The sequence below is a fragment of the Chromobacterium piscinae genome (genome assembly GCF_021129175.1).
Taxonomy (GTDB): Bacteria; Pseudomonadota; Gammaproteobacteria; order Burkholderiales; family Chromobacteriaceae; genus Chromobacterium; species Chromobacterium piscinae.
Genome location: NZ_JAJOHV010000031.1, coordinates 1 through 21,733, shown reverse-complemented (window position 1 = coordinate 21,733; position 21,733 = coordinate 1). Strand labels below are relative to the sequence as shown.

General features: G+C 64.0%; 25 protein-coding genes. 8 read left to right on the top strand and 17 right to left on the bottom strand.

Going from position 1 to position 21,733, the window contains the following annotated elements; genetic code table 11:
• Position 1: 1 nt before the first annotated feature.
• From rnhB to LQR33_RS10515, 16 genes are all read right to left on the bottom strand, one after another.
• Positions 2–589 carry a ribonuclease HII gene (gene rnhB, locus LQR33_RS10590; protein ID WP_205692601.1) on the bottom strand — a complete coding sequence of 196 codons (588 nt, stop codon included), beginning with the start codon at positions 587–589 and terminating at the stop codon, positions 2–4.
• Positions 580–1,752, bottom strand: coding sequence for a lipid-A-disaccharide synthase (gene lpxB / locus LQR33_RS10585; protein ID WP_166440617.1), 1,173 nt, complete (start codon positions 1,750–1,752; stop codon positions 580–582). Before lpxB ends, rnhB begins: the two co-directional genes overlap by 10 nt.
• A gap of 4 nt (positions 1,753–1,756) precedes the next feature.
• Positions 1,757–2,533, bottom strand: a complete 777-nt coding sequence (gene lpxA, locus LQR33_RS10580; RefSeq protein ID WP_166440618.1) for an acyl-ACP--UDP-N-acetylglucosamine O-acyltransferase — start codon at positions 2,531–2,533, stop codon at positions 1,757–1,759.
• A gap of 2 nt (positions 2,534–2,535) precedes the next feature.
• Entirely contained in the window at positions 2,536–2,988 is a 453-nt protein-coding gene (gene fabZ / locus LQR33_RS10575; protein ID WP_166440619.1) for a 3-hydroxyacyl-ACP dehydratase FabZ, read from the bottom strand.
• Positions 2,981–4,027 (bottom strand): UDP-3-O-(3-hydroxymyristoyl)glucosamine N-acyltransferase, encoded by a 1,047-nt coding sequence (gene lpxD / locus LQR33_RS10570; RefSeq protein WP_231468848.1) that lies wholly within the window; start codon positions 4,025–4,027, stop codon positions 2,981–2,983. Before lpxD ends, fabZ begins: the two co-directional genes overlap by 8 nt.
• Before the next feature lie 51 nt (positions 4,028–4,078).
• Entirely contained in the window at positions 4,079–4,564 is a 486-nt protein-coding gene (locus LQR33_RS10565) for an OmpH/Skp family outer membrane protein (protein ID WP_166440621.1), read from the bottom strand.
• 19 nt (positions 4,565–4,583) lie between these two features.
• Positions 4,584–6,899: an outer membrane protein assembly factor BamA gene (bamA, locus tag LQR33_RS10560; RefSeq protein WP_166440622.1), complete on the bottom strand. Its 2,316-nt coding sequence runs from the start codon at positions 6,897–6,899 to the stop codon at positions 4,584–4,586.
• Positions 6,900–6,908: 9 nt separating this feature from the next.
• Positions 6,909–8,252, bottom strand: coding sequence for an RIP metalloprotease RseP (rseP, locus tag LQR33_RS10555; protein WP_166440623.1), 1,344 nt, complete (start codon positions 8,250–8,252; stop codon positions 6,909–6,911).
• On the bottom strand, positions 8,246–9,430 hold the full coding sequence (gene ispC / locus LQR33_RS10550; RefSeq protein ID WP_231468846.1) for a 1-deoxy-D-xylulose-5-phosphate reductoisomerase: 1,185 nt from the start codon (positions 9,428–9,430) through the stop codon (positions 8,246–8,248). The genes rseP and ispC overlap by 7 nt, the downstream gene beginning before the upstream one ends.
• 16 nt (positions 9,431–9,446) lie before the next feature.
• A complete protein-coding gene (locus tag LQR33_RS10545) occupies positions 9,447–10,253 on the bottom strand; it encodes a phosphatidate cytidylyltransferase (protein WP_231468844.1) in 807 nt (268 codons plus the stop codon).
• Positions 10,254–10,257: 4 nt separating this feature from the next.
• Positions 10,258–10,947, bottom strand: coding sequence for a polyprenyl diphosphate synthase (uppS, locus tag LQR33_RS10540; RefSeq protein WP_231468889.1), 690 nt, complete (start codon positions 10,945–10,947; stop codon positions 10,258–10,260).
• Positions 10,948–11,023: 76 nt separating this feature from the next.
• Positions 11,024–11,581, bottom strand: coding sequence for a ribosome recycling factor (gene frr / locus LQR33_RS10535; RefSeq protein WP_166440627.1), 558 nt, complete (start codon positions 11,579–11,581; stop codon positions 11,024–11,026).
• 75 nt (positions 11,582–11,656) lie between these two features.
• Positions 11,657–12,376 carry a UMP kinase gene (gene pyrH / locus LQR33_RS10530; protein WP_166440628.1) on the bottom strand — a complete coding sequence of 240 codons (720 nt, stop codon included), beginning with the start codon at positions 12,374–12,376 and terminating at the stop codon, positions 11,657–11,659.
• 90 nt (positions 12,377–12,466) lie between these two features.
• Positions 12,467–13,333, bottom strand: a complete 867-nt coding sequence (tsf, locus tag LQR33_RS10525; RefSeq protein WP_231468842.1) for a translation elongation factor Ts — start codon at positions 13,331–13,333, stop codon at positions 12,467–12,469.
• Between the two features lie 73 nt (positions 13,334–13,406).
• Positions 13,407–14,135: a 30S ribosomal protein S2 gene (rpsB, locus tag LQR33_RS10520; protein WP_021477860.1), complete on the bottom strand. Its 729-nt coding sequence runs from the start codon at positions 14,133–14,135 to the stop codon at positions 13,407–13,409.
• A gap of 160 nt (positions 14,136–14,295) precedes the next feature.
• Complete coding sequence (locus tag LQR33_RS10515; RefSeq protein WP_166440629.1) at positions 14,296–14,487, bottom strand: hypothetical protein; 192 nt, start codon at positions 14,485–14,487, stop codon at positions 14,296–14,298.
• A 43-nt stretch (positions 14,488–14,530) separates the two neighbouring features.
• Between LQR33_RS10515 and LQR33_RS10510 the strand changes: the two genes are divergently transcribed.
• Positions 14,531–15,598 (top strand): NAD(P)H-dependent flavin oxidoreductase, encoded by a 1,068-nt coding sequence (locus LQR33_RS10510; protein ID WP_269326240.1) that lies wholly within the window; start codon positions 14,531–14,533, stop codon positions 15,596–15,598.
• 66 nt (positions 15,599–15,664) lie between these two features.
• Here LQR33_RS10510 and LQR33_RS10505 read toward each other — a convergent pair whose 3' ends face one another.
• Positions 15,665–16,459, bottom strand: a complete 795-nt coding sequence (locus LQR33_RS10505; RefSeq protein WP_166440631.1) for an outer membrane protein assembly factor BamD — start codon at positions 16,457–16,459, stop codon at positions 15,665–15,667.
• Here LQR33_RS10505 and rluD point away from each other — a divergent pair.
• From rluD to LQR33_RS10470, 7 genes are all read left to right on the top strand, one after another.
• On the top strand, positions 16,458–17,555 hold the full coding sequence (gene rluD / locus LQR33_RS10500; RefSeq protein WP_221665029.1) for a 23S rRNA pseudouridine(1911/1915/1917) synthase RluD: 1,098 nt from the start codon (positions 16,458–16,460) through the stop codon (positions 17,553–17,555). The two genes, LQR33_RS10505 and rluD, sit on opposite strands and share 2 nt — an antisense overlap.
• Positions 17,545–18,282 (top strand): peptidoglycan editing factor PgeF, encoded by a 738-nt coding sequence (pgeF, locus tag LQR33_RS10495; protein WP_231468838.1) that lies wholly within the window; start codon positions 17,545–17,547, stop codon positions 18,280–18,282. The genes rluD and pgeF overlap by 11 nt, the downstream gene beginning before the upstream one ends.
• A 105-nt stretch (positions 18,283–18,387) precedes the next feature.
• Positions 18,388–18,999, top strand: coding sequence for a type 1 glutamine amidotransferase family protein (locus LQR33_RS10490; protein WP_221666296.1), 612 nt, complete (start codon positions 18,388–18,390; stop codon positions 18,997–18,999).
• Positions 18,996–19,844 carry a GNAT family N-acetyltransferase gene (locus LQR33_RS10485; protein ID WP_221667236.1) on the top strand — a complete coding sequence of 283 codons (849 nt, stop codon included), beginning with the start codon at positions 18,996–18,998 and terminating at the stop codon, positions 19,842–19,844. The genes LQR33_RS10490 and LQR33_RS10485 overlap by 4 nt, the downstream gene beginning before the upstream one ends.
• A 140-nt stretch (positions 19,845–19,984) precedes the next feature.
• Positions 19,985–20,638: an HD domain-containing protein gene (locus tag LQR33_RS10480; RefSeq protein ID WP_231468836.1), complete on the top strand. Its 654-nt coding sequence runs from the start codon at positions 19,985–19,987 to the stop codon at positions 20,636–20,638.
• A 24-nt stretch (positions 20,639–20,662) separates the two neighbouring features.
• Positions 20,663–21,412 (top strand): metallophosphoesterase, encoded by a 750-nt coding sequence (locus tag LQR33_RS10475; RefSeq protein WP_231468834.1) that lies wholly within the window; start codon positions 20,663–20,665, stop codon positions 21,410–21,412.
• Positions 21,413–21,443: 31 nt separating this feature from the next.
• A partial coding sequence (locus LQR33_RS10470; protein ID WP_231468832.1) for a hypothetical protein occupies positions 21,444–21,733 on the top strand: 290 nt, incomplete at its 3' end.

The following is a 21,733-nucleotide window of genomic DNA, read 5'->3' as shown; positions in this document are numbered from 1 at the left end:
GCTAGAACAACGCTCCCTGGTGGCTGGCCAGCCAAGCCCTGACCGGGCCGAAGGTTTTCCGGTGCGCCGGCAGGACGCCGTAGGCTTCGATGGCGGCCAGATGCTCGGCGGTGGGATAGCCCTTGTGGCGGGCGAAACCGTATTGCGGATGCAAAGCGTCCAGCGCCACCAGCTCGGCGTCGCGCGCGGTCTTGGCCAGGATGGACGCGGCGGAGATGGCCGCCACCTTGGCGTCGCCCTTGACGATGGCCTCGCCCGGCACCGGCAGATGCTTGGGCACGCGGTTGCCGTCTATCTGCGCCAGGTCCGGACGCACCGGCAGTCCCTCCACCGCGCGCGTCATGGCCAGCATGGTGGCGTGCAGAATGTTGAGCTTGTCGATCTCCTCGACGCTGGCGCTGGCGATGCACCAGGCCAGCGCGTCGCGCTTGATCAACTCCGCCAGCGCGTCGCGCTTCGCTTCGCTCAACACCTTGGAGTCGGCTAAACCGGCGATGGGCTTGGCGGGGTCGAGAATGACCGCCGCGGTGAAGACCGCGCCGGCCAACGGCCCGCGGCCGGCCTCGTCGACGCCGCAAATCAATGGCATCGCGCCACCTCCAGCACCGCGCGCGCGGCGCGGGTGGCGGTATCCTGCTTCAACGCCAGATGCAGCTCGGTGAAGGCCTTTTCCATTTCAATTCGGGCCGCAGGATCGGTGTATAGCCGCTGCATCTCTTCCGCCAGCTTTTGCGGCGTGGCTTGCTTCTGCAACAGCTCCGGCACCACGAACCGGCCGCACAGGATATTGGGCAAGCCGACGTACGGCAGCCGGATCTTGCGCTTGACCAGCCGGTAGGTGAAGGCGGACAGCTTGTAGCTGATCACCATCGGCCGCTTGGTCAAAGCCACCTCCAGCGTCGCCGTGCCGCTGGTGACCAGCACCACGTCGCTGGCGATGGTCGCCATCTGCGCATGGCCGAACAGCCTGCGGATGGGCAGGTCGCGCGCCTTGAAGCGGTACAGCATCTGTTCGAACTGGTCCATGGTGGCGCGGGTGGCCAGCGGCACCAGGAACTGGGCGTCCGGATACTGGCGCAGCAACAGGCGCGCGGTGTCCAGATAGATGGGCGCCATGTATTCCAGCTCGCTCCGGCGGCTGCCCGGCATCAGCGTGAACACCGGCACGCCCTGCGGCAGTCCCAGTTGGTCGCGCATCGCCTCCTTGTCCGGCTCCAGCGGTATCTCGCTGGCCAGCGGATGGCCGACATAGGTGACCGGCACTCCGGCCTGGCGGTACAGCGGCGGCTCCATCGGGAACAGGCAGAGCACATGATTGACCGCGCGGCCTATCTTCTGGATGCGCTCCGGCCGCCACGCCCACACCGACGGGCTGACATAGTGCACGGTGGGAATGCCGGCCTTCTTCAATCCGGCCTCCAGCCCCAGATTGAAATCCGGCGCGTCCACGCCGATGAACACGTCCGGCCTCTCCGCCAGCAACTGCTCGCGCAGCCGGCGGCGAATCTTCAGCAGCTCGGGCAGGCTCTTCAGCACTTCGGAATAGCCGCGCACCGCCAGCTTTTCCTGCGGCACCATGCTGTGAAAGCCGCGGGCCTCCATGCGCGGACCGCCGATGCCGGCGAATTCGATATCGCTGCGGTGCGCGCGCAGCGCGTCCATCAGGTGGGCGGCCAGCAGATCGCCGGAAGCCTCCCCGGCCACCATGGCAACCTTCAAGGCCCCCTTGCGCTTGAAAAGTTGATCGCTCATAAGCTCAGCGGATGATGCCTCGCGCCGATTGTTCAAAGAAACGTACGAACGGCGCCAGCTCGGCATGCCCCTCGCCAGCTTCCGCCAGAATGGCGGCCTTGGCCTCCTCGTAGCTCAAACCCTGGCGATACAGCGTCTTGTAGGCGTTGCGGACGCGGCGGATCTGCTCCGGCGTGAAGCCGCGGCGCTTCATGCCCTCGGCGTTGATGCCGGAAGGCACCGCGCGGTTGCCGTGCGCCGTCACAAAGGCCGGAATATCCTGAGCCACCGCGCTGGCGAAGGCCGTCATCGCGTGCTCGCCGACGATGACGAACTGATGCACGCTGGTAAAGCCGCCCAGGAACACCCAATCGCCGAGGTGGACATGGCCAGCCAAGGTGGCGTTATTGGCCAGAATGATGTGGTTGCCGACCTGGCAGTCATGCGCGATGTGCACATAGGCCATGATCCAGTTGTCGCTACCGATTCGGGTGACGCCGCCGTCTTGCACCGTACCGGTGTTGAAGGTGCAGAATTCGCGGATGGTGTTGTTGTCGCCGATCTCCAGCCGCGTCGGCTCGCCGGCGTACTTCAGATCCTGCGGAATGGCGCCCAGCGAGCAGAACTGGAAGATTCGGTTGTTCTTGCCGATGGAGGTATGGCCTTCGATCACCACGTGCGGGCCGATCCAGCTGCCGGCCCCGATGCTGACATGGGGGCCGATGATGGAATAGGCGCCGATTTCGACGTCGTCGGCGATCTGCGCCTTGGGATCTACGATTGCTGTCGGATGGATGGCCATGTTCACACCTCGCGGCGGGCGCACATGATCTCGGCCTCGCAAGCCACCTGGCCGTCCACCAGCGCGCGGGCGACGTACTTGCCGATGCCGCGCTTGACGGTCTTCTGCGTCACTTCGAATACCAGCTGGTCGCCCGGCACCACCTGGCGCTTGAAGCGGGCGTTGTCTATGCCGACGAAGAAGTACAGCTCGTTGTCGGCGCGCTCGCCCTGGCTCTTAATCGCCAGGATGCCGGCGGCCTGCGCCAGCGCTTCGATGATCAGCACGCCCGGCATCACCGGATATTGTTCGAAATGGCCGACGAAGAACGGCTCATTGATGGTGACGTTCTTCAGCGCCTTGATGCGCACGTCGGGCTCCAGCTCGGTGACGCGGTCAACCAGCAGGAACGGGTAACGATGCGGCAGGCAGCGCATGATCTCGCGGACATCGATCGAGACAGCGTGTTCACTCATGAGGTTCTTCCTTCGATTTTTTCAGTGTTTCCAGTTCTCGCTCAAGCTGCTTCACGCGCTTGGCGAAATCGTCCAGATGGCGCACGTGGACGGCGTTCGACAGCCAGTCCTTCATGCTTTGCAACGGGTAGGAGGACGCGTAGTTGCCGGCCTCCTTGATCGACTTCGACACCAGGGTGCCGCCGCCGATGTGGGTGCGGTCCGCCACTTCGATGTGGCCGACGAACATCGCCGCGCCGCCCACGGTGCAGCGCGCGCCTATCTTGGTGCTGCCGGCGATGCCGACGCAGCCGGCGATAGCGGTATGCTCGCCGATTTCGACGTTATGGGCAATCTGCACCAGATTATCTATCTTGGCGCCCTTGCGGATCACCGTGTCGGCCAGCGCGCCGCGGTCCACCGTGGTGTTGGCGCCGATCTCGACGTCATCCTCCAGCACCACGCGGCCGGTTTGCGGAATCTTGAACCAATGGTCCTTGTCCCAGGCCAAGCCGAAGCCGTCGCCGCCGATCACGCTGCCCGAATGCACGCCGACGCGATCGCCGATCACGCAGCCATGATAGACGGTGACGTTGGGGTAAAGCGTGACGTCGTCGCCGATCTGGCAACCGTCGCCGACCACCACGCCCGGCATGATGCGGCAGCGTTCGCCGATGACGACATTGTCGCCGACGGTGGCGTTGGCCGCGATCTCGCTGCTCTCGCCTATCCGGCAGCCCTCGCCCACCACCGCGCGCGGATGAATGCCTGCGCGCGGCGTCTTCGGCGGATGGAACAGCGTGGCCAGGCGCGCGAAATACAGATAGGGATCGGCGGCCACAATCAGCGAACGATCCGGAAGCTCGGCCGCCAGGGCTTCGGTGACGATCAGCGCGCCCGCCGCGCTGTCCAGCATCTGGCGGCGGAATTTGGCGCTGGCGACAAAAGCGATTTCATCGGCGCCCGCCAGATCCAGCGGAGCCAGCCGGGACACGTCCCGGTTCTGACCGCGCAGCTCTCCGCCCAGTTGCGCTACGATATGTTCGAGTGTGTAGGACATCAAAAACAAAGCCGACTCGGGGTCGGCTTGCTCCGGTAACGGTTTAAACGACTACTTGTCGAGTTCTTTCAGCACTTGCGGCGTCAGATCGAACTTGGGGTTGATGTACACCGCTTCCTGCAAGATCAGATCATAGTTCTCGCGCTGGGCGATTTCCTTGACCGCGCGGTTGGCCCGCTCGGTCACCCCGGCGAATTCCTCGTTGCGGCGCTGGTTGTAATCCTCGGCCAACTCGCGGGATTTTGCGCGGTAATCCCGATCCAAGCCCGCGTACTCCCGCTCGAAACGCTTGCGGTCGTCCGGCGACAGGCTGTTCTTCGCCAGCATGGATTCCAGATCCTTGGCGCGCGTCTCCATCTTCTTCAACTCGTCGCGGCGGCTGGAGAATTCCTTGTCCAGCTTCTTGTAGATGGCGACAGACACGCCGGCTTCGCGATAAATACGCTCGATACTGATGAAGCCCAGCTTGAAGTCGGCGGCATGAACCGGCAGCGCCGCCACGCTCAGCACTGCCAGCCACCATTTCAATGCTTTCATGATCTCATCCTGATAACGGTTAGAACGACGTGCCCAGCTGGAATTGGAAGCGCTGGACCTTGTCTCCCTGCTCTTTCTTCAGCGGGTTGGCGATACTGAACTTCATCGGCCCCATCGGCGACAGCCAAGTCAATGCCAGACCCACGGAATAGCGGAAGCCATCGCTCGGCGAGCTGGTGATGCCCAACGCCTTTTCCGATGCCGTCAGGTTGGTGTTCCACAAGGTGCCCGCATCGAAGAACAGGCTGGTGCGCAGCGACTTGTTGTCCTTCATGCCCGGGAAGGGGAACAGGATTTCCGCATTGGCCACTACCTTGCGGTTGCCGCCAAGGTAGGAGTTCGCCTGCGAATCGTACGGACCGATGCTGCTGCTGTCGTAGCCGCGGACCGATCCCAGGCCGCCCATGTAGTAGTTCTTGAAGAACGGCAACTGCCTGGTTTTGCCGTAGCCGTCAGCATAGCCCAATTCGCCGTTCAGCATCAGCGTGAAGTCCTTCGACAGCGGGAAGAACCAGGTCTGCTGGTGGGTCAGGCTGTAGTACTGCAAAGAGCCGCCCGGCAGACCGAAGTCGGCGTTGACGCGGATGCTGGCGCCGCGAGTCGGCCACAGCGCGCTGTCGCGGGTATCCCGGCCCCAGCCTACGGTGCCCAGGAAAGTATAGTTGCTGCTGCCGTACTGATTGACGAAATCGATGTACTGCTGCGGGCTGTTGCTATACGTGGTGATGTCGGTCTTTTCCGCGCCAATCGTGAAATTGATGCGGTCGTACTCGGTAATCGGCACGCCGAAACGCATGTCGGCGCCGACGGTGCTGGTCTTGTACGCGGAGATCGACGTGGCGTCAGGGTTGTAGACGCGGTTGTACAGGTCATAGCCCAGGCTGACGCCGTCCGGCGTGAAATACGGATCGGTGAACGACAGCGAGTAATTCTTGTTCACTTTGCCGGTGGACATGCCCAGCGACATGTATTTGCCGGAGCCGAAGATGTTGCTCTGGGAAATGTTGGCGCCCAGCACCAGGCCCTCGCCCTGCACATAACCCAGGCTGCCGGAAATGCTGCCGGTGGAGCGTTCCTTCAGGCCGATATTCATGTCTACCTGGTCCGGCGCATCCGTAACCGCCGGCGTTTCGACGTTGACATCCTCGAAGTAGCCGAGCAACTCCAGACGCTCCTTGCTGCGCTTAACGTTGGCGGCGTTGTACGGCGCGCCCTCCAGTTGGCGCAGCTCGCGGCGGATCACTTCGTCGCGGGTCTTGCTGTTGCCTGCCACGTTGACGCGGCGGACATAGGTCTTGCGGCCCGGATCGACGAAGAAAGTGAAGGCGGCGGTTTGCTTCTCGCGATCTATGTCCGGCAGCACGTTGACGTTGGCGAAAGCGTAGCCCTCGTTGCCCAGACGGTCGCTCAACGCCTTCACCGACTCGGTCACCTTCTCATTGTTGAAGGTGTCGCCGCGCTTCACCTGCACCAGGCTCAGCAATTCGGCTTCCGGCACCTTTAGGTCGCCAGCTAGGCGCACGTCGGACACGGTGTACTTCTTGCCCTCGTGCACATTGATGACCAGATACATGTCCTTCTTGTCGGCGCTGATCGAAACCTGGGAGGAATCGATGCCGAATTCCATATAGCCCTGGTTCTGGTAGAAAGCCTTCAGCTTCTCCAGATCGCCAGTCAGCTTCTGCTTGGAATACTGGTCGTCCTTGGTGGCCCAGGACAGCCAGCCGCCGGTGGTCAGGCTGAACTCGTCCAGCAGCTTGGACTGAGCGAAAGCATTGGCGCCGACGATGCGGATTTCCTTGATCCGCGCGGTCACGCCTTCATTGATGTCCAGCGTCACGGCGACGCGGTTGCGCTCCAGCTTGGTGACGCCGGGGGTGATTTCCACCGAATACTTGCCGCGGCTGTAATACTGGCGCTTCAGTTCCTGCACCGCGCCATCCAGCAAGGCCTGGTCAAAAATCAAAGACTCGGCGAAGCCGTTGTCCTTCAGCGCCTTCTTCAGCTGGTCCTTGCTGAATTCCTTGGCGCCGTTGATGTTCAGTTGGGTGATCACCGGGCGCTCCGCCACGGTGACGATCAGCGTGCCGCCGCGGCTTTCCACGCGCACGTCGTTGAAGAAGCCGGTGCCGAACAGCGCCTTGATCGCTTCTTTGGCCTTGGCATCGGTAAAGGTGTCGCCCACCTTGACCGGCAGATAGTTGAAGACCGTGCCCGGCTCGGTACGCTGCAGGCCTTCAACGCGGATATCTTTGATCACAAACGGATCTGCAGCCATGGCAACGGTGGCCATGGTCAGGCCCATTACGGCCACTGCGAGTCGCTTCAATTTCATAAATGTGTTTTAACCCCCAAATAGGCGGCTGAAATCGTTCAGCATGGCAAATGCCATCAAAGACGCCAGCAATATGAAACCAATCTTTTGTCCGAGCAATTGCACCCGTTCGCTGACGGGCTTACCTCTGACCAGCTCCGCGACATAATACATTAAGTGGCCCCCATCCAGAACCGGTATGGGAAGCAGATTCAACACCCCGATGCTGACGCTGATCAGCGCCAGAAATTCCAGATACGGCGTCAAGCCCTCGCGGGCGGTCTGGCCCGCGACATTTGCGATAGTCAGCGGACCCGATAGATTGTTCAAAGAGGCTCGGCCGATCAACATGTTGCCGAGAAATTTGACGCTCATCCAGGCGGTTTCGCCGGTCTTGCTCCAGGCGGCGGCAAAGGCCCCTACGGCGTCGTAATGCCGGGTGAAGGCCAACTGGTCGCTCCAGGCGCGATCCGGCGACGGCCCCACGCCGATGCGGCCGACCACCTCATCGTCCTGCGCGACCGCCTGCGGACGCAGCTTGATCTCCAGCGGCTTGCCGGCCCGCTCGACGCGCACCGACAACTCCTTGCCCGGGCTGTTGCGCACCACGTGCACCCACTCTTCCCAGTTCCTGAGCATCACACCGTTTACCGCCTGCAGCTTGTCGCCCACCTTGAGGCCAGCCTTGGCTGCGACGCCCTTCTCCTCCAGCACGCCCACCTGCGCAAGGAAACGCGCCGGAGACACGCCAGGATCGCCCTGCTGCAAGGCCTGCTCGGCCTTCTCGCCGAAACGGCGGGCATCGATATCGCGCCGCTTCCTGGCTCCTGACGCGTCCTGCACCTCGACCCGCACCACGGCGGAAGACATCGCGGCCTCGACGATGCCCAGCCTAACCTCCTGCCAGCTGGCGACAGGCCGGCCTGCCACGCTGAGGATGCGATCGCCCTCCTTGAAACCCGCCGCCGCGGCCGGCGTCTGCTCGACCACGGTGCCCACCAGCGGATGCAGCTGCGGCACGCCCTGGGCGATCACAGCCCAGTACAGCAGCGCCGCCAGCAACAGATTGGCCAGCGGCCCCGCGGAGACGATGGCCATGCGCTTGAGCACATGCTGATTGTTGAAAGCCCGCGGACGATCCGCCTCGTCGACCAGGCCCTCGCGCTCGTCCAGCATTTTCACATAGCCGCCCAAGGGAATCGGGCACACCACCCACTCCGTCTCGCGCGGACGGAAGCGCAACAACGGCGAACCGAAACCGATGGAGAAACGCAGCACCTTGACGCCGCACAGCTTGGCCACCCAGTAGTGGCCCAGCTCGTGAAAAGTCACCAGCAGACCGATGGCCACCAGAAACGCCAGCAGCGTCAGCATGCAGCCACCCTGCCCTCGGCGAAACGACGCGCCTCCTGGTCACGGGCCAGCAAGCCTTCCAGGCTGTCGCTGGCCGCGCAGGACACGCCGGCCAGCGCTGCGGACACCACGCGCGGGATGTCGACGAAACGCAGCTGCCCCTCCAGGAACGCCGCCACCGCCACTTCATTGGCGGCATTCAATACCGCCGGCGCATCGCCGCCCATCTCCAGCGCGTCGAACGCCAGTTGCAGGCAAGGGAAGCGCTCAAGATCCGGCTTCTCGAACGTGAGGTCGGATAGAGCGAAAAAGTCCATGGGCTCCACGCCGGCGTCGATGCGCTCCGGCCAGGCCAGCGCGCAGGCGATCGGCGTGCGCATGTCGGGCGACCCCAGCTGCGCCATCACCGAGCCGTCACGGTACTGGACCATGGAGTGGATCACGCTTTGCGGATGCACCGCCACCTCGATGCGGCTGGGCGGCACATTGAACAGCCAGCGCGCCTCGATCACTTCCAAGCCCTTATTCATCAGCGTGGCGGAATCGACGGAAATCTTGCGGCCCATGCTCCAGTTGGGATGGCGGCAGGCATCGTCCGGCGTGACGTGGAGCAGATCGGCGGCCGGGCGGCCGCGGAACGGACCGCCCGACGCGGTAAGAATGATCTTGCTCACGCCCGCGGCGTCGGGATTGGCGGCGTAATCGGCGGGCAGCGATTGAAAGATGGCGCTGTGCTCGCTATCCACGGGCAGCAACGCCGAACCGCTGGCGCGCACCGCATCCATAAACAGGCGGCCAGCCACCACCAGCGACTCCTTGTTGGCCAGCAGAATGCGCTTGCCGGCCCGCGCCGCGGCCAGCGCCGACGGCAAGCCGGCCGCGCCGACGATGGCGGCCATCACCGCGTCCACCTCCGGCAACGAAGCCACCTGGACCAGCGCGTCCGCGCCATGCAGTACTTCCGCGCGCAGGCCGGCGTCCGTCAGCCGCGCGCGCAGATCCGACGCCGCCGAAGCATCTGCTGCCACCAGATAGTCAGGACGAAAACGGAGAGCCTGCTCGAACAGCTTGTCGAGCTGGCGATGGGCGGTCAGCGCCACCACGCGGTAGCGCTCCGGATGACGGGCGATCACATCCAGCGTATTGCAGCCTACGCTGCCGGTCGCCCCCAGTACGGCAATGCCCTGAGGTTTGGTCATTGATATGTTTCCAGAATTACATGCCGCCCAGCGCGCGCAGGGCGTTGCTGACCGCCAGCACGGCGATCAAGCTGTCGATGCGGTCGTAGACGCCGCCATGACCCGGCAGCAGCCTGCTGCTGTCCTTGATGCCCGCGGAGCGCTTGAACCAGGACTCCAACAAATCGCCGCACACGCTGACCGCGGTCAGCGGCAGCGCCAGCAACAACAAGCCCCACAAGGGCAGCTTGATGTCCAGCCAGCCGAAATGATCGACCAACGCGACGTAGACCGCTACGCAGACCACCGCGCCGTAAACGCCCTCCCAGCTTTTGCCCGGACTGATGGCTGGCGCCAGCTTGCGTCGGCCGAAGGCCTTGCCGGAGAAATAGGCAGCGATGTCGGCCACCCATACCAGGCCCATCACGGCCAGCAGAGCCAGCGCGTCATGCGCCGTGGCATTCGGGCGCCACTCGAGGAAGGCAAACCAAGCCGGCAGCATCAAGGCCCAACCCAGCAGCCAGGCCGGCAGGCCGGACGGCATCCGCCAGCGCTTGGCCAACCAAGCCGGAACCAACAGCAGCCACAGCGCCAACACCGCGCCGTGCTCGAAGCCCTGCATTCGCCAGTGGCCCAGCCAGGCCGCGGCAGCAAACAGCGTGGACAGCGCAAGATAGCACGCCTGCCGGGGGACGGACATCCCGACCATCCGGGCGTACTCCCACAGCGCCAAAACGACGATCAACCAGGAAAACCCCGCCCAGGCCGCGGCGGGAAACAGAAACAACGCCGCCAGCATCAGCGGCAGCAATACGAGCGCGGTGAGAATTCGCGTTATCAGCATGAAGTCAGAGCTTGTCTCGGCGCAGGTGCTCGGGCAATTGCTCGCTAGTGCGGCCAAAGCGGCGCTCCCGCTGCCAGTAGGAGTGGATCGCCTCCTGCAGCGCCGCCTTGTCGAAATCGGGCCACAGCAGGTCGGTGAAGTACAACTCGGAATACGCCAGCTGCCACAGCAGGAAGTTGCTGATGCGCTGCTCGCCGCCGGTGCGGATGAACAGATCCGGCTCCGGCGCCCACGCCATGCCGAGACGCTCCGTCACCATCGATTCGGTGATCGCGGACTGCCCCTCGGCGATCAGCTGGTTCACCGCGTGAACGATATCCCAGCGGCCGCCGTAATCGGCGGCGATGGTTAGCACCAAGCCGTCATTGCCGGCGGTCTTGGCTTCGGCGCGGTCTATGCGTTCAGACAGATCCGCGCTGAAGCGCTCGCGAGAACCCAGCACCTTCAAGCGGATATTGTTGTTGTGGAGTTTGGAGACTTCATGCTCGAGGGCGCGCAGAAACAAATCCATCAGGAAAGACACTTCCTCCTGAGGACGCCGCCAATTCTCGGTGGAGAAAGCGAACAGCGTCAGATAACCGACGCCCATTTCCTTGCAGGCCTTGACCACCTCGCGCACGGCATCGAGGCCGCGCTTGTGGCCGGCCACGCGCGGCAGGAAGCGTTTCTTGGCCCAACGGCCATTGCCATCCATGATGATGGCCACATGCCGGGGCGGCTCGCACCCCTCCGGCACGGTTTTCGAAGAACCGGAAAACAAGATCCGCCCCTTATACCGCCAGCAGGTCGGCTTCTTTGGCAGCCAGCATCTTATCGACTTCGGCGGTGTACTTGTCAGTCAGCTTCTGGATTTCGTCCTGGCCGCGGCGCTCGTCGTCCTCGGTAATGGCCTTGTCCTTCAGCAGATTCTTGAATTCGGTGTTGGAGTCGCGGCGGATGTTGCGCACGGCCACCCGGGCGCCTTCGGCTTCGCCGCGCACCACCTTGATCAGGTCCTTGCGACGCTCTTCGGTCAGCATCGGCATCGGCACGCGGATGATCTCGCCCATCGAGGCCGGATTCAAGCCCAGATCGCAATCGCGGATAGCCTTTTCGATCTTGGCCAGCATCGGCTTTTCCCATGGCTGCACACCGATAGTGCGGGCGTCGATCAGGGTGACGTTGGCCACTTGATTGACCGGCACGTCGCTGCCGTAATAGTCAACCATGACATGATCCAGAATGCCGGTGTGGGCGCGTCCGGTACGAACCTTGGCCAGGTCGTTCTTGAACGCTTCCAGCGTCTTCTGCATTTTTTGTTCGGCCGATTTTTTGATTTCGTTAATCATGTCGCACTCCCGGAATACTTCAAATGACAAGGCGAAAACGGCCATTGCCGCTTTCGCCCTCAGCAATTTTCAAACTCAGCAGTGTACCAGCGTGCCTTCGTCTTCGCCAAGCACGACGCGGCGCAGCGCGCCATCCTTGAAGATGCTGAACACCTTGATATTGAGGTGCTGATCGCGGCACAGGGCGAAGGCAGTAGCATCCATCACCTTCAGATTGCGCGAGATCGCCTCATCGAAAGTCACGCTCTGATAGCGGACCGCATCGGGATTCTTTTTCGGATCATCGGTATACACGCCATCCACCTTGGTGGCCTTCAGCATGATGTCGACGTTCATTTCCATGCCGCGCAGCGCTGCGGCGGTATCGGTGGTGAAGAAAGGGTTGCCTGTGCCGGCGGCGAAAATCACCACCTTCCCCTCCTCCAGATACTGCATCGCCTTGCCGCGAACATAGGGCTCGGCAATCTGCTGCATGGTCAGAGCGGACTGCACGCGCGCGATCAGGCCAACCTTGGTCATCGCATCCTTCAACGCCAGCGCATTCATCACCGTGGCCATCATGCCCATGTAATCCGCCGTCGCGCGATCCATGCCCGCCGCCGCCGGAGCCACGCCGCGGAAAATATTGCCGCCGCCGATCACGATGCCCACTTCAACGCCCAGAGCCACCACTTCTTTGATCTGGCCCACGATCTGCTCGATGGTCGAGCGGTTGATGCCGTAGTTGTCATCCCCCATCAGGGCTTCGCCGGAAAGTTTCAACAGGATGCGTTTATAGGCGGGAACTTGGCTCATGATGTCCTCGGATTGGCGGTTATGGTGTGTTCAGTTTGCAAAACGGCACCCTGCAAGCAGGGTGCCGTTGGTAAAGCGGTAAGCCGAAACTTACAGCTTGGCAGCCGCAGCCACTTCAGCTGCGTAGTCTACTACTTTCTTCTCGATGCCTTCGCCCACTACGAACATGGCGAACGCCTTGACCGAGGCTTTTTGCTCGACCAGCAGCTTCTCGACGGTCACATCCGGGTTCTTGACGAAAGGCTGACCCAGCAGGGTCACTTCGGCCAGGAACTTGTTGATGCGGCCTTCAACCATCTTGGCGACGATATCGGCCGGCTTGCCGGATTCGGCAGCCTGGGCGCTGTAGATCTTGCGCTCTTGATCCAGGGTTTCGGAAGAAACCTGATCCTTGGACACGCAGATCGGCTTGGAGGCGGCGATGTGCATGGCCACGTCCTTGCCCACTTGCTCGGCGCCGGCGTAGTCGACGATCACGCCGATCTTGGCACCGTGCAGGTAGGTGGCGATCGCGCCTTCGGTCTGGTAGCGAACGAAGCGACGGATGGTCATGTTCTCGCCCAGCTTGGCGATGGCAGCCTTGCGGATATCCTCCACGGACACGCCGTCGACTTCCACTGCGGACAGCGCTTCGACATCGGCCGGATTGGCGATGACGGCAGCCTTGGCGGCGGCGGCGGCCAGAGCCAGGAAGGTCGGATCCTTGGCGACGAAGTCGGTTTCGCAGTTCACTTCGACCAGGGCGCCTACGCCGGCTTCCACGTGGGAGCCGATGATGCCTTCGGCGGCCAGGCGGCCAGCCATCTTGGAAGCCTTGTTGCCGGACTTGATGCGCAGAATTTCTTCAGCCTTGGCCGCGTCGCCGTCAGCTTCAACCAGAGCCTTCTTGCACTCCATCATGCCGAGGCCGGTGGCCACGCGCAGATCCGAAACCATTTTTGCGGTGATTTCCGCCATCTTGCTACTCCTGAATGATTTAGATTACGTGAATGTTCGGGTCCAAAAAAAGGGGCTTTCGCCCCTTTTCCGCTTACTCGGCCTGGGCCGTTTCAGCAGCTGCGACGATCTCTTGCAGAGAGTTCGCGCGACCTTCCAGTACCGCGTCGGCGATGCCGCGAGCGTACAGGCGGATAGCGCGGGAGGAGTCGTCGTTGCCCGGAACCACGTAATCGATGCCGTCCGGGGAGTTGTTGGTATCAACAACGCCGATAACCGGGATACCCAGTTTCTTGGCTTCGACAATGGTGCCCTTCTGGTAGCCAGTATCGATAACGAAGATGGCGTCCGGCAGGCCCTTCATATCCTTGATACCACCCAGCGAGCGTTCCAGCTTGTCAACTTCGCGTTGCAGGTCCAACAGTTCTTTCTTGTTGTAACCGGTGTCAGCGCCTTCCAGGATGGCACGCTTTTCTTCAAGACGCTTGATGGACTGCTTCACGGTCTTGTAGTTGGTCAGCATGCCGCCGAGCCAGCGGTGATCAACAAACGGCATGCCAGCGCGGGCAGCTTCTTCACGGACGATCTCACGCGCCTGACGCTTGGTGCCAACAAACATTACGGTACCCTTGTTGGCGGCCAGACGACGCACATATTCCTGGGCGCTGATGAACAGCGGCAGAGTCTTTTCCAGGTTGATGATGTGAATCTTGTTGCGGCTGCCAAAGATGTACTGAGCCATCTTCGGGTTCCAGAAACGGGTTTGGTGGCCGAAGTGAACGCCGGCCTCAAGCATTTGACGCATGGTAACGTTGGTGGACATGCAAAAACTCCTAAAAGGGTTAAGCCTCCATCCGCGCAGACAACCCTGAAGGCTTCAGCCTGCGGGCACCCTTTGGCGCGGATGTGCGTAGTTTTGGATTAACAATTCCCCGCCAACACAGTGGGGAACACGAGATTGTAGCATTCCGGGACAGCCGGACTCAAGCCTTTCCCTCGTCCTCCGCGGCCCGCCGCCGCTTGCGGAGCCTGTTGCGTGCCGCCCACGCGACAAACCAGACCGGCAGCACGCCCAGAAAGAAGAACACCGCCGCGCCGGCAGCCACGCTGCGCTGCCCCGCCGCCAGCATCAACACCGCGTACAACCACCCCATCAAAACTATGATCAGCGCCATGGATTAAAACATTCGTTTGAAATTCAGGACAAATACATCAACAATGAAGCGTCATTGTAAACCACCCGCCCCCACCTCCATGCAAACCGCCATCACCCGCCTGCTCGGCATCCAGCTCCCCCTGCTCTGCCCCGGCATGAGTTATATCGCCACTCCGGAACTGGTCGCGGCGGTCAGCAACGCCGGCGGTCTGGGCATACTCGCCACCGGCCCGCTGTCAGCGGACGCCACCCGCGCCGCCATCCGCCGCATACGCGAGCTCACCGACAAACCCTTCGGCATCGGCTGCACGCTGATGATGCCCGGCGCGGCCGACAACGCCAAAGTCGCGCTGGAGGAGCATGTGCCGGTGATCAACTACTCGCTGGGCAAAGGCGACTGGATCGCCGAGGCCGCGCATCGTTACGGCGGCAAAGTGCTGGCCACCGTGGTGACGGAAAAGCACGCGCAATCAGCCGAAAGATGCGGCGCGGACGCGCTGCTGGTCACCGGCCACGAGGCTGCGGCCCACGGCGGCAGCGTGACCTCGCTGGTGCTGATTCCGGCCATCCGCCGCGCAAGCTCGCTGCCCATCGTCGCGGCAGGGGGCTTCGCCGACGGCGCCGGCCTGGTGGCGGCGCTGGCCCTGGGAGCCGACGCCGTGGCCATGGGCTCCCGGCTGGCCATGACCCGGGAAAGCCCGGTCCACGCCGCCACCAAGGACATGGTGCTGCAGCGGGGCGTCGGCGATACGCTTTACTCGAAGAATTTCGACGGCCTGTGGTGCCGGATGATGGACACCCCCGCCGCTCGCCGCGCCTGCCGCAAGCCGCTGGGGCTGATCCCCGCCGCCTTCCGCGCCAGCCAGATGGCGCGCCGGATGGGCATGCCGGTGATGAAGGTGGCGATAGGCGGCATGCTCAGCCAGCCGCAAGCGCTGCGCCAGTTGGCGCTGTTCGGCGCCGCTACCGAATCCATCCGCCTGGCGATACAGGAGGGAAACCATGAAAAAGGCGTGCAATTGATCGGCCAGGCGCAAGGATTGATCGACGACCTGCCCAGCGTGGCCGAACTGTTCGCCAGAATCATGTCCGAGGCGCGGACCTGCCGTGATCGCATCGCAAACTTCTGAGCCCCCTGCGGCAAAACAGCCCGCCGATTTCTCGACGGGCTGTTTGATTTCAACATGCCGAGAGGCTTACTTCCACAGCTTCCACCACGGCATTTCCTCGACCGTCCACGACTTGCTCAGATACTGGCTCTGCGGATAGTTGAGCGCCAGCACGCGGCGCGCGTCGTCCCGCAGCTTCGGCAGCTGCAGCTTGTCGTAGGCCGACACCATGATGGCCAGCGCCTCTTCCGGATACTTGGTATTGGAGTAGTCCTTGACCACGCCCTGGGCGCGGTTGGCCGCGGCCAGGTAGGCGCCGCGCTTCATGTAGTAGCGCGCCACGTGCATCTCGTTGCCGCCCAGCGCGTCCACCAGGCGGATCATCTTCGCCTTGGCGTCCGGCGCGTAGGTGCTATTGGGAAAACGGGTGGTCAGCTCGCGGAAAGCGGAGAAGGCCTCGCGGGCGGCGCGCGGATCGCGTTCGCTCATGTCCTGGCCGGCCCATTTGGCGAGCAGGCCCGAATCATCGTTGTAATACACCAAACCCTTCAGATAATAGATGTAGTCGAGGTTCGGATGCGTGGGATGCAGCTTGATGAAGCGATCGGCGGAAGCGATGGCCAGTTCAGGCTCGCCGTCCTTGTAATGGGTATAGGCGAGGTCCATTTGGGCCTGCTGCGCGTAGCGTCCGTAGGGAAAGCGCGCTTCCAGCGTTTCGTACAGCTTGACTGCGCGGGTATAATTGCCGCTGTTCAACTCATCGTGGGCTTCCGAATAGAGCTTCTCCACGGTCCAACCGCGCGTTTCGTCGTAGGTTTCCGTGGTTGCACACCCGGCAAGCCCCACCATCACCAACATAGCTGCAACAACGTATCTTTTCATGACTGATCCTTACATTGACCCGGACGATTATAGCGACATCTCGGAAAACGAGGTATCCGCCACGCAACTTCTTGAGGTGCCGCTCTCGCTGTGCGGCGAACGGCTTGACGCCGCGCTCGCCAAATTGCTGCCCGATTACTCCCGCAGCCGGCTGACTCAATGGATCAAAGACGGACTGGTGAAGGTGGACGGCCAGGTCGTCGCGCCCAAGACCAAGATGCTCGGCGGCGAGAAGCTGGAAGTGACGCTGCAGCTCACCAATGAAGAAATGGCCTTCCAGCCCGAGCCGATGGATCTGCCCATCGTGTTCGAGGACGATCACATCCTGGTGATCAACAAGCCCGCCGGCCTGGTCGTGCATCCCGCCTCCGGCAACTGGAGCGGCACCCTGCTCAACGGCCTGCTGCACCACTGCCCGTCGCTGGCCAACGTGCCGCGCGCCGGCATCGTCCACCGCCTGGACAAGGACACCTCCGGGCTTATGGTGGTGGCCAAGACCGTGCCGGCCCAAACCGAGCTGGTGCGCCAGATGCAGGCCCGCACCGTGAAGCGCGTCTACCGCGCCATCGCCGACGGCGTGGTGCCCTTCGACGGCACCATCGACGCCAACATCGGCCGCGACCCTCACAACCGGCTGAAAATGGCGGTGCTGAAATTCGGCGGCAAACCAGCCATCACCCATCTGCGGGTGCTGGAGCGCTTCGCCAGCCATTCCTACGTGGAATGCAAGCTTGAGACAGGCCGCACCCACCAGATCCGCGTCCACATGCGCGAAGCGGGCCACCCGCTGGCAGGCGACCCGGTGTACGGCAATCCGCGCCACAAGATGGACGAGGACGCCGCCGCCGCGGTAAAAGCCCTGGGCCGCCAGGCGCTGCACGCTTTCGCGCTGGCGCTGATCCACCCGGCCACCGGCGAAGAGCGCAGCTGGAAAGCGCCGTTGCCCGACGACTTCCGCGCATTGCTGGACCTGTTGCGCGGCGACGGCGCGGTGGCGGACGACGAAACCTTCGCCCACGGCGATGGCGAGGACGATGAAGACTGGGACGATGACGACGATGATGACAGCGACGTCGAGGTGATCTATGCCCGATAAGGACTGGATCGAGGCCGACTGGCCCGCCCCCGCCCGGGTCCGCACGCTGGCCACCACGCGCAACGGCGGCGCCAGCCAGCCTCCCTACGCCAGCCTGAACCTGGGCGCGCATGTCGGCGACGATCCGGAGGCCGTGGCGGCCAACCGCGCGCGGCTGCGAGACGAGCTGCCCGCCGAGCCGGCATGGCTCACTCAGGTGCACGGCATCGTTGTGGCCGATGCGGCCACCGTCGGCGATGCCGCGCCCAATGCCGACGCCAGCTTCGCCCGCGCACCGGGCGTCGTCTGCGCGGTTATGACCGCCGACTGCCTGCCGGTGCTGCTGTGCGACGAGCAAGGCCGGGCAGTGGCCGCGGCCCACGCCGGCTGGCGCGGGCTGTGCGACGGCGTGATCGAGGCGACCGTGGCCTCGATGGCGCTGCCGCCGTCGGAATTGATGGCTTGGCTCGGCCCGGCCATCGGCCCCGACGCCTTCGAAGTGGGCACGGAAGTGCGCCAGGCCTTTGTCGAGAAAGACGCCGAGGCGGACCATGCCTTCGTAGACATCGGCGACGGAAAATACCTCGCCGACATCTACGCGCTGGCGCGGCTGCGGCTGGAAAAGCTGGGCGTCTCGCGCGTCTACGGCGGCGACTTCTGCACCGTGATCGACCGCGACCGCTTCTTCTCCTACCGCCGCGACCGCGAGACCGGCCGCATGGCTTCGCTGATCTGGCTGGAAGACTGATCCCGCCCGCCCCGCCGCTCGGCGGGGCCTTCCCTCCCCGCAATTGACCCCGCAGCCCAATGCGAACAACATAGGCCGATGCATCAACGCAACGGAATCGCCCCTATGGATATCGCCATCGTCACGCTGGACTGTTTCAACGAGCTGGACTCCATGATCGCCGCCGGCATCTTGGGCCGGATGAGCCCGGAGGGCTGGAACGTGCGCATCTGCTCGCCTGCCCCGGTCATCCAGTCCCGCAGCGGCACGCGCGTGGAGCGCCAGGAAGACCTGTCCTACGCCAATCGCGCCGACGCGGTGTTGATAGGCAGCGGTTGGCGCACCCGCGACTGGGTGGCCGACGACGCGATCATGAGCCAGCTGAGGCTGGACCCGTCCCGCCAGTTGATAGGCTCCCAGTGCTCGGGCGCGCTGGTGCTACACCAGCTGGGCCTGCTCCCTGACGGCGTCGCCTGTACCGACGGCATGACCCGGCCGATGCTGGAACAGCTTGGCATCCGCGTGCCGTCCGCCGCCTTCCGGGTTGTCGACAATGTCGCCACCGCCGGCGGCTGCCTGTCCTCGCAATACCTCGCGGCCTGGGTGTTGCTGCGCCTAGCCGGCGAGGCGAAAACCCGCGAGATTCTGTTCTACATCGCGCCGGTCGGAGAAGAAGACGCCTTCGTTCAGCGCGCGCTATCCATCGTCGCCACCGCGTCCGAGCCCGCCCTCCGATGAAGATCGCATCGCTGGCGGGGCTGGCGCCGGAAGACCTCCACCTCTGTTTTCTCGACGCTTTCAGCGACTACCTGGTGCCCGCCCAGCCTAGCCTGCCGCAACTGGCCGCCATGTTGCGTCGGCGCGGCTGGGCGCCCGAGCTGAGCGCCGGCGCCTGGCTGGATGGCAGCTTGGCCGGGTTCTGGCTATGCGCGACGCCGGAAATCGACGGCGAACGGGAAGGCTATTGCATCGCCGCCGGCGTCGCGCCCGCCGCGCGGCGGCGCCACGCGCTGACCGATATGGCGGGGCTGGTCAGCCGCCTGCTGGCCGCCCACGGCATCCGCCGCCAGCGCCTGGAAGTGATAGACGGCAACCAGCTGGCGCGCGAAGCCTACGCCTCCCTGGGCTTCGCGCCGCTGCGCAAGCTGGACTGCTACCAGATGACGGCGCAGGTCCAGACCCGCCGCGCATGGCCGGTGACCATTCACTCGGCCCACGATCCGGCGCGATGGCCGGCTCCCGACGACCTCTCCTACCCCCAGGCCGTACCCAATCGGCGCGAATCGTTGCTGCGCGCCGATCCGCCGTTGCGCTGGCTGAGCGTGGACCGGGACGGACAGACCCTGGGCTCGCTGCTGATGTCGCCGGACGGCGAGGTCGCCGAACTGCAGGTCAGCCCGCCCTGCCGCCGCCAGGGCATCGCCAGCCAGCTGCTGCAAGCCGCGCAAAGCCTGAGCGTATGCGGCCGCCTGGGCTTCAACAACGTCGACAGCCGCGACCTGCCCCTGCTCTCCCTGTTGCTGCGCCACCAGGCCGTCTACCGCCTGTCCCAGTGGGAAATGACGCTTTCCGCTGCGCGCTAGCCGGCGATTCCGCCTGCGGGTGTTAAAATGACAATACGGATTGTTTTCAATCAGTCATTTTCGCCGCTCCCCAGCGGACGGCGCGTGCAACCCGCCACGCCGGCGCACCGCCGGCGCGCGCAAACATCAGGACCTGCCGCATGACCCCGCAGCAACAGACCGAATGGCAGCAACGCCTGATCGCCTTGCTGGAAAGCCAGCCGCCGGACGACGACGGCGCCCATGACCTCAGCCATCTCCACCGCGTCTGGGCCGTCGCGCGCAAGCTGCTGGCCCACTATCCCGAGGCTGACCCCATCGTCGTCATGGCCGGCAGCTACCTGCACGATCTGGTCAACCTGCCCAAAAACCATCCGCAACGCCAGCTCGCCTCGCACCGGTCGGCCGAGCGCGCGCGGCAGTTGCTGGCCGACAGCGGCCTGTCCGGCGCCCAACTGGACAATCTGGCCCACGCCATCGAGGCGCACAGCTACTCCGCCGCCATCCCGCCCCGCACGCTGGAGGCCAAGATCGTGCAGGACGCCGACCGCATGGACGCGCTGGGACCAGTTGGCCTGGCCCGCATGTTCTACGTATCCGGCCGCATGGGGCGCGCGCTGGCCCACCCGATCGACCCGATGGCCGAGCAGCGCGGCCTGGACGATCAGGCCTGGGCGATCGACCATATCGACGTCAAGCTAGCCAGACTACCCGGCATGATGCAGACCAAGGCCGGACGCGACATGGCCCAGCGCAAGCTAGAGTGGCTGATCCACTTCCGCGACGAGTTCTGCCGGGACTGGATGGCCCGCTGAGAAAACCGCCCGGAGCGCGCCGCGATGCTGATCGAAAAACTGCCTCGCAACACCCAAGGCCGGGACTGGGCAGTCGGCGACGTGCACGGCTGCTTCGCCCAGCTGTCCCGCCTGCTCAAGATCGTCGCCTTCGATCCCGCTCGCGACCGGCTGCTGTCGGTGGGCGACCTGGTGGATAGAGGGCCGGACAGCCCGATGGTGACGAAATGGCTGGCCCAGCCCTGGTTTCACGCGGTGCGCGGCAATCATGAGCAGATGGCGCTGGACGCGGTGCGCAACCCGCAGGAGGACCTGGAGCGCCATCTGCGCAATGGCGGCCGCTGGCTAGCCGAACTGAGCCCGGCCGAGCTGGACGCCTGCGCCGCCGCCCTGTCCCGGCTGCCGCTGGCGCTGGAAGTGGAAGTGGAGAGCGGCAAAATCGGCGTGCTCCACGCCGATTGCCCCGGCAACGACTGGACCGCGCTGGCCGCCCGCCTGGAAGCCGGCCGTCCCGATGAGCAGGACCGCGATACGCTGCTGTGGTCGCGCGAGCGCGCTCGGAACGGCGGCGCGGGCATCGTGGCCGGCATCGATCTGGTCCTGGCGGGACATACCCCCCAGCCTGACGCCGTTCTCTACGACAATGTGATGCATCTGGACACCGGCGCCGTCTACGGCGGCAAGCTCACGCTGTTCTGCCTTCAGGATTTCGTCGAGGTGTCGCTGCCCTCCGGCTTCGACCATCTGGCCCGCTTCGAACTGCATGAATTAGACGCCAGCCTCCCTCGCCGCTAGAATGCGCGCTCAGCAGACCAAGGACACGACAATGGCCGAGCGCAACAAGAAAACCGCCGCCCCCAAACCGGGCCAACAACAACGCCGCGTACAAGATCAGCGCAACACCCAGGCCGAGGCCGCCTGCCGCCAGTTGGTCGGGTTGCTGGAAGCGATGGCGGAGGAAGGCCGGCTGGATGGCCAGGAAACCGCCGCCCAGTATCTGAACTCCACCCGCGCCTACTACCGCCGCATCCGCAACGGCAAGGTGATGGGGCCCGCCGACTTCGCCGCCGCCGCCGACGTCTGCGCCAGCGTCCGCCGCGCGCTGGCCGCGCTGGA